This window comes from Candidatus Zixiibacteriota bacterium, from assembly GCA_040752595.1.
Classification (GTDB): Bacteria; Zixibacteria; MSB-5A5; order WJJR01; family WJJR01; genus JACQFV01.
In genome coordinates this window covers 79,834-86,541 of sequence record JBFMGX010000032.1, presented here as the reverse complement: position 1 = coordinate 86,541, position 6,708 = coordinate 79,834, and the positions used below count along the sequence as shown (strand labels likewise).

The 6,708-nt window shown below is 61.2% G+C and carries 10 protein-coding genes; 9 read left to right on the top strand and 1 reads right to left on the bottom strand.

The window, feature by feature from the left end; genetic code table 11:
- Positions 1 to 255, bottom strand: a 255-nt coding sequence (locus AB1792_08820) for a hypothetical protein (GenBank protein ID MEW5702315.1), incomplete at its 3' end; no start/stop codon positions are given.
- Positions 256 to 493: 238 nt separating this feature from the next.
- Between AB1792_08820 and AB1792_08815 the strand changes: the two genes are divergently transcribed.
- The 9 genes from AB1792_08815 (at position 494) to nuoF (ending at position 6,690) form a co-directional block, all read left to right on the top strand.
- A complete protein-coding gene (locus AB1792_08815) occupies positions 494 to 928 on the top strand; it encodes an Rrf2 family transcriptional regulator (GenBank protein MEW5702314.1) in 435 nt (144 codons plus the stop codon).
- Positions 929 to 1,042: 114 nt separating this feature from the next.
- Positions 1,043 to 1,297, top strand: a complete 255-nt coding sequence (locus tag AB1792_08810; protein MEW5702313.1) for a 4Fe-4S binding protein — start codon at positions 1,043 to 1,045, stop codon at positions 1,295 to 1,297.
- Positions 1,298 to 1,355: 58 nt separating this feature from the next.
- The gene (locus AB1792_08805; protein MEW5702312.1) at positions 1,356 to 1,616 is read left to right on the top strand and encodes a 4Fe-4S binding protein; all 261 of its coding nucleotides are present in this window, start codon (positions 1,356 to 1,358) and stop codon (positions 1,614 to 1,616) included.
- Between the two features lie 103 nt (positions 1,617 to 1,719).
- Complete coding sequence (gene ndhC / locus AB1792_08800; GenBank protein MEW5702311.1) at positions 1,720 to 2,073, top strand: NADH-quinone oxidoreductase subunit A; 354 nt, start codon at positions 1,720 to 1,722, stop codon at positions 2,071 to 2,073.
- Positions 2,064 to 2,564, top strand: a complete 501-nt coding sequence (locus tag AB1792_08795; protein ID MEW5702310.1) for an NADH-quinone oxidoreductase subunit B — start codon at positions 2,064 to 2,066, stop codon at positions 2,562 to 2,564. Before ndhC ends, AB1792_08795 begins: the two co-directional genes overlap by 10 nt.
- A 12-nt stretch (positions 2,565 to 2,576) precedes the next feature.
- Positions 2,577 to 3,110, top strand: a complete 534-nt coding sequence (locus AB1792_08790; protein ID MEW5702309.1) for an NADH-quinone oxidoreductase subunit C — start codon at positions 2,577 to 2,579, stop codon at positions 3,108 to 3,110.
- A gap of 187 nt (positions 3,111 to 3,297) precedes the next feature.
- Entirely contained in the window at positions 3,298 to 4,677 is a 1,380-nt protein-coding gene (locus AB1792_08785) for an NADH-quinone oxidoreductase subunit D (protein MEW5702308.1), read from the top strand.
- Positions 4,674 to 5,213 carry an NAD(P)H-dependent oxidoreductase subunit E gene (locus AB1792_08780; protein MEW5702307.1) on the top strand — a complete coding sequence of 180 codons (540 nt, stop codon included), beginning with the start codon at positions 4,674 to 4,676 and terminating at the stop codon, positions 5,211 to 5,213. Before AB1792_08785 ends, AB1792_08780 begins: the two co-directional genes overlap by 4 nt.
- Positions 5,214 to 5,385: 172 nt before the next feature.
- Positions 5,386 to 6,690: an NADH-quinone oxidoreductase subunit NuoF gene (gene nuoF / locus AB1792_08775; protein MEW5702306.1), complete on the top strand. Its 1,305-nt coding sequence runs from the start codon at positions 5,386 to 5,388 to the stop codon at positions 6,688 to 6,690.
- The last annotated feature ends 18 nt before the right edge of the window (positions 6,691 to 6,708 follow it).

Here is a 6,708-nt window from a genome sequence, read left to right as displayed (position 1 = left end):
CGGATCGAAGCTGACCAAGTTCGGTCGACTGAAGGTGTAGGAGAGCTGATACCCCGAGACTGGTTCCGTCAAGTTCGTGATGTTGACGGGGATGCGGAGCCATTCACAGGGCCTCGCACAGAGGTCGGGAAGTCGGATGTATAGCACCGTGTCTTGGGCCCAAGCGGCCCCTGTGCCGAACGCTACCAGAACCACAGCAAACACGGCAAGCGCAACGCACCAACGCGATGTGGCGTAACGGCTTGAGCTATCCATGGCGAGTCCTTTCGGGAAGGACCGGAGTGACTTCGGGGAACCGACTCCCCGTGAACAAAGCTAAGATACCCTATTCCCACCATCTGTCAACCGCTCGTTTCCGGTGTGACCAGGCAGAGAAACAGGACCAAAGTGGGCTGCTGACGTGCCCATTCTCCTCCATCTGCAAACGGGCTTGACTCTGGCCACGTCAGGAGTTACAAAACACCACCATCGTGGTGGGAATAGAGCCCAAGCCATGTTCAATCTGACCAAGAAAGTCGAGTATGCGCTCATCGGTTTGGCGCACATCGCGGCTCAGCCGCCGGGGGCGATCATTACGGTTCGTGAAGTCGCCGAGCGATATCGCATTCCGGGCAAACTCTTGGCCAAGGTGTTCCATGAGATGAAGTCCGCTGATCTCCTGCGATCGCACCAAGGGAAGAACGGCGGCTATTCTCTGGCGCAGAGTCCGACGCAGATCTCGTTGGCGACGATCATCGGCGTGCTGGAGGGGCATGCCGACTTCGTAATCTGTTGCGATGGTGGTGGATACCAGTGTCCTCAGTTTGTCGGCTGCAACATCCAAAGTCCGCTGGAACAGTTGAACCGGCAGATGCGTGGCTTCCTCGGGTCGGTAACCCTGACTGATTTTATCTCCAACAGAGCCCAAACGCCGCCGTCTGGGAATTGACATCCCCCTGCGGCCAAGCGGCAAGTTTCGCTTGCGGTTGCCGACGCCGGACCGTATAGGGGTGACGCCCCGTGGGAGGGGACATCCGGAGACCGGTAAGGAGGAGTTGCCGCCATGACGTATGTGATCACCGAACCGTGCACCAAGGACAACGAATGCGTGGAAGTCTGTCCCGTCGATTGCATTCATCCCACCAAGGATGAGGCAGAATACGAGGCCGTCGAAACGATGTACATCGATCCAGCCGAATGCATCGATTGCGGCGCCTGCGTCCCGGTCTGCCCCGTCCAAGCCATCTTTGAGGAAAGCGAAGTCCCGGAAAAGTGGCAGGACTACACCGCGAAGAACGCCGAGTTTTTCCAGAAGTAGACGCCGGACCGGGACCACGGCAGGGTCCCAGGCGGCCTGATCGGAGGTCAGATTCTCCATGACGTATGTCATCTGCGAGCCGTGTATTGGGACCAAGGATACGGCCTGTGTCGATGCCTGTCCGGTTGACTGCATCCACCCGACCAAGGACGAGGCGGAGTTTGAAGAGGCCGAATTGCTCTACATCGATCCGGCGGAGTGCATCGACTGCGGGGCCTGTGTTCCTGCCTGCCCCGTCGAGGCGATCTTCGAGGAAAGCGAAGTCCCGGAGAAGTGGCACGAGTTCACGGCGCGGAACGCCGAGTATTATCAGAAATAGCGACGCGGCGACGGCCGCCGGGCATGGAACTCCGACCGGCGGTCAGTGATGAGCACATGGAAGAACGGCCACGGCCGTTCTTCTTTTTCCGGAGGATTGGGAAATCGGTCACTACTGGCCGCTTCTGATCATCATCGCGTTCGTGGCCGTGGTGGTCGGCGCGATGTGGGCGCTTGGGGTCTGGCTGGGTCCCAAGACACGGACCGCGGTCAAGCAACGGCCGTTCGAATGCGGCGTCGTGCCGTTTGAGTCGCCGGGTCGTCCCTTTGGCGTCAAGTTCTACCTTGTCGCCATTCTGTTCGTGATCTTCGATATCGATCTGGCGTTCCTGTTCCCTTGGGCCGTCGTGTTCCGGGAGATCGGGGCCCCTGCGTTCTATTCGATGGTCGTCTTCATCGGCATCCTGGCCGTGGCGCTCTGGTATGTATGGAAGAAAGGGGCCCTGAAGTGGCAGTAGACAGCCAGGGACCCGGCTTTTTCACGTCGCGGCTGTCCGACGGGATCGCCTGGGCGCGCAAGTGGTCGCTGTTCCCCTATCCGTTCGTGACCGCCTGCTGCGGCATGGAGTACATGTCGGTCTCCTCGGCGCACTATGATCTGGACCGCTTCGGCGCGGCCTGGCCGCGCTTCTCGCCACGGCAGGCCGATCTCTTGATGGTGGTGGGGACGATCTCCCAGAAGATGGCGCCGATCCTGCGCATGGTGCACGAACAGATGTGTGATCCCAAGTGGGTGATCGCCTTCGGCGTCTGCACCTGCACCGGCGGATTCTACGACAACTATGCCACCGTGCAGGGGATTGACCGGATCATCCCGGTGGATTGCTACATTCCCGGCTGCCCACCCCGGCCGGAGACCGTGCTCGACGCCCTGATGAAGCTGCAGGCGAATATCCAGGCCTCGCGCCACACACTGACCGGGAGTGTACAGAGACCCCCAAGGCACTGACGATTCCACCTGATGACGAACGGTGACTCCTCATACCCGGTGACCGAACGTCTGCGCGCCCGATGCGGCGACGGCGTGATCGAGTGTCATGCGCACCGCGGCGATGAGACCATCGTCGTACGCGCAGACTGTTACCATCAGGCGGTTCAGTTCCTGCACGATGATCCGGAGTGCGATTTCGATTTCCTCTCGGACTTGACGGCGGTCGACCGATGGAAGCTGCGGCAGTCGCCGCGATTCGAGATTATCCTGCATCTGTATTCCTCGCGTCGCAATGCGCGCATCCGTCTGAAAACACGCGCACAAGACGATGCGGCGCCGACGGTGGATTCGATCGTCGATGTCTACCCCGCCGCCAATTGGCCGGAACGGGAGGTCTGGGACATGTTCGGGGTCCGGTTCGCCGGCCATCCGAATCTGAAGCGCATCCTCATGTACGAGGAGTTTGTCGGCCACCCCCTGCGCAAGGACTATCCGGTGAACAAACGCCAGCCCCTCGTCGAGGAACGGCACATCCCGGACGACCGGGCGGGGATGATGTTCTGAAATTCGGTATGTGCGGACGACACGATTCCCTCACCCGATCCGTCCTCAGGACGGATCGCCCTCTCCCGGAGGGAGAGGTTATTCTCTACCCTCTCCCTCCGGGAGAGGGTGCTTCGGCCTTCAGACCGAGGCGGGTGAGGGATCTTCCCAAGACAACTCTTCCGGCGACGACCGGTCCGGTCCCAGCATGAATCCTCCAACATTCCCATCCATCCCCGTCGAGACCACCCCGTCGGTCCCCGGCACGCTCACCCAGCGGGTGATGCTCCTCAACATGGGGCCATCGCATCCGGCGATGCACGGTGTCATCCGCATCGTGCTGGCGCTCGATGGGGAACGGGTCGAGGATGCCGACATCGAGATCGGATATCTGCACCGCGCGTTCGAGAAAGAGTGCGAAGTCGTCGGCTGGGGACAGGCCTTCCCCTACACTGACCGGCTCAACTACGTCTCCCCGCTCATCAACAACGTCTGCTATGCGATGGGCGTGGAGAAGCTCTTGGACATTCACCCGACCGAGCGCTGTGCGTATATCCGCGTGATCATCTCCGAGATCTCGCGCATCACCGACCACTTGACCTGCATCGCCGCCTGCGCCATGGAGATGGGGGCGATGACGCCGTTCATCTATCTGATGAAGGCGCGCGAGTACCTCTATGAGCTGGTGGAGGAACTGACCGGCGCCCGGCTGACGGTCTCGTATGTCCGTGTCGGTGGCGTGAAGGCGGATCTTCCCGCCGGGTGGCTGGAGCGGCTCGACAAGGCGCTCGATCTGGTGGCCATCGAGATGGAGGAAGTGGACCGACTGTTGACGCGCAACCGCATCTTCATCGATCGCACCAAGAACGTGGGGAAGGTTTCATCCGATGTGGCCTGGTCGCTCGGGTTCACCGGGCCGGTGCTGCGCTCCACCGGACGCGCGCGTGATCTGCGCAAGGACGAGCCCTATCTCGTTTATGATCGACTCGACTTCGATGTTCCGGTCGGCACCGTCGGCGACAACTATGACCGCTATCTGGTCCGCATGGAGGAGATGCGCCAGTCGACGCGTCTGATCCGCCAGGCGATCCGGCAGATCCCCGGTGGGGCGGTGCAGGTGGATGCGGCGGGACATCCCCTGACCGGGGCCCAGATGGTCGACGCCGCCAAGATGGGGATGACCGCCGATCTGCTGCTGCGCACGGTCCGTCCCGACCCCACGCTCGAAGGGACCGACAAGACTTCCGCCCATCGCGTGAATGCCCCCGACAAGACCACCGTGCTACCGCCGAAGGAGGACACCTACGGCAACATCGAAGGTCTGATGAACCACTTCATGCTGATCATGGAGGGAGAGGGAATCAAGCCGCCGCCGGGCGAAATCTACATCGCCAATGAGGCCGCCAACGGCGAACTGGGATTCTACATGGTCTCTGACGGCAGCGGCCGCGCCTATCGGGTCCACTGCCGTCCGCCATGCTACTATCTCATGCAGGGGATGGATCGCATGATCAAAGGCGACATGATCGCCGATGTCATCGCGACCTTCGGGACAATCAACATGATCGCCGGGGAGCTGGATCGATGATCGTGAATTCGCAGTCGGCAACGTCCCCCCAAGTCATCGACTGCGGCGCCGTGGATCACACTGGTCCGGTATCTTGGTCTGCAACGGCACGGCAGGAAGTCGAAACGATCATCGCCCGCTATCCCGATCGTCGTTCGGCAACCCTGCCGGTCCTGTGGCTGGCGGTGCGCGAGTTTGGGTGGATTTCGCATCAGGTGGAGCTGATCACGGCCGAGGTCCTGATGCGACCCCTCGATGAAATACATGAAGTTGTCACCTTCTACACCATGTTCCCGCGCCGCCCCTTGGGACGGCACCAGATTGAAATCTGCCGCAACATCTCCTGCTGGCTGGCGGGGGCGGTGAATCTGAGGGACTATCTGAAACAGAGATTGGGGATCGGACCCGGCGAAACCACGGCCGATGGGAAGTTCACCCTGTCGGAGGTCGAATGCCTCGCCTATTGCGAGTGCGCTCCGGCGTTGCGGTTTGATGATCGCTATGTGGGGAACCTGACACGCGAGTCGATTGACCGTTTGCTGGCGGAGGCGGAGTAGTGGGGGCAATTCATTGCGCCCGCTGGGCGGGTCGCTGAAGGACACAGAAAGTGCGAGTCATCGCCGGCAATGTCATCCCGAGCGAAGCGAGGGATCTGCTGTTTCTCCCCTGCAAAGAAAGCAGATTCTTCGCTGCGCTCGGAATGACAAGGATAGAACTGTTGTTGGGAGAATGTTGAAGCTCGTTACCAAGAACATCGGGGTTGAGAACTCGCACACGCTGGCGGTGGCGCGAGAGCATGGTGCCTATTCGCGGACCGCCAAGGCGCTGGCGATGAGTCCCGATGACCTCGTGCAGGAGGTCATCCAATCGAACCTGCGCGGTCTCGGCGGGGCCGGTTTCCCGGCGGGACGCAAGTGGAGCTTCCTCCCGAAGGATTCGCCCAAGCCGCGTTATCTCGTGGTCAATGGCGATGAGGGTGAACCGGGGACTTGCAAAGACAAATACATCATGATCCACGACCCGCACCTGTTGCTCGAGGGGATCATCATCGCCTGCTGGGCCATCCGTTCCCACAAGGCGTTCATTTACATCCGCGGCGAGTACGATCTGCCCATCACGCGCATGGAGGCGGCGATTGCGGAGGCGAAGGCCGCCGGCATTCTCGGCGAGAAGGTGATGGGGCATGACTTCGCTCTCGACGTCGTCGTGCATCGCGGCGCCGGCGCCTACATCTGCGGCGAAGAGACCGCCCTTCTGGAATCACTGGAGGGCAAACGCGGCTGGCCGCGTCTGAAACCCCCCTTCCCCGCCGTGGAAGGGTATATGCGCTGCCCCACCATCGTGAACAACGTCGAGACGCTCTCCTATGTCCCCTTCGTGGTCGAGATGGGAGGACCGGCATTCGCCGCCCTGGGGTGCGAACGCAATGGCGGCCTGCGGATGCACACTGTCTCAGGGCGTGTGAACCGTCCCGGCGTGTACGAGTTGCCGGTTGGGACATCTCTACGGGAGATCATCTACACGCACGCGGGCGGAATCGTCGGCGGACGCGCATTGAAAGCAGTCATTCCCGGGGGATCGTCATCGCCGGTCCTCACCGCCGATGAGATCGATGTGCCTATGGATTTCGATTCATTGGCCAAGATCGGCTCGATGGCCGGGTCAGCGGGGATCATCGTCTTTGATGAGACCGTTTCGATGGTCGAGGCGCTGCAGGTTCTGATTCGCTTCTACGCGCACGAGTCATGCGGACAGTGCACCCCCTGCCGTGAAGGGACCGCCTGGCTGGAGAAGATCGTCACGCGCATCCTGGATCAGGGCGGGCAACCGGGCGACGCCGACAACATGCTGCGCATCGCTCGCAACATCATGGGCAACACGATCTGCCCCCTGGGGGATGCCGCGGCACTCCCGGTGATCAGTTTCGTCACCAAATTCCGTTCCGAGTTCGAAGTGTGGATCAACAAAGGACGCCCGGTGGCATCGATCCCGCTGCGCCCGACCCACATCGGCGAGCCGGCGATGGCGTCTTGATGGATGTCAGGTGCGCGG

What these genes read in the sequence shown, in the direction of transcription:
- AB1792_08815 (MEW5702314.1), top strand. Translation starts at nt 494, where the DNA reads ATGTTCAATCTGACCAAGAAAGTCGAGTATGCGCTCATCGGTTTGGCG.
- AB1792_08810 (MEW5702313.1), top strand. Translation starts at nt 1,043, where the DNA reads ATGACGTATGTGATCACCGAACCGTGCACCAAGGACAACGAATGCGTG.
- AB1792_08805 (MEW5702312.1), top strand. Translation starts at nt 1,356, where the DNA reads ATGACGTATGTCATCTGCGAGCCGTGTATTGGGACCAAGGATACGGCC.
- AB1792_08790 (MEW5702309.1), top strand. Translation starts at nt 2,577, where the DNA reads ATGACGAACGGTGACTCCTCATACCCGGTGACCGAACGTCTGCGCGCC.
- AB1792_08785 (MEW5702308.1), top strand. Translation starts at nt 3,298, where the DNA reads ATGAATCCTCCAACATTCCCATCCATCCCCGTCGAGACCACCCCGTCG.
- AB1792_08780 (MEW5702307.1), top strand. Translation starts at nt 4,674, where the DNA reads ATGATCGTGAATTCGCAGTCGGCAACGTCCCCCCAAGTCATCGACTGC.
- nuoF (MEW5702306.1), top strand. Translation starts at nt 5,386, where the DNA reads ATGTTGAAGCTCGTTACCAAGAACATCGGGGTTGAGAACTCGCACACG.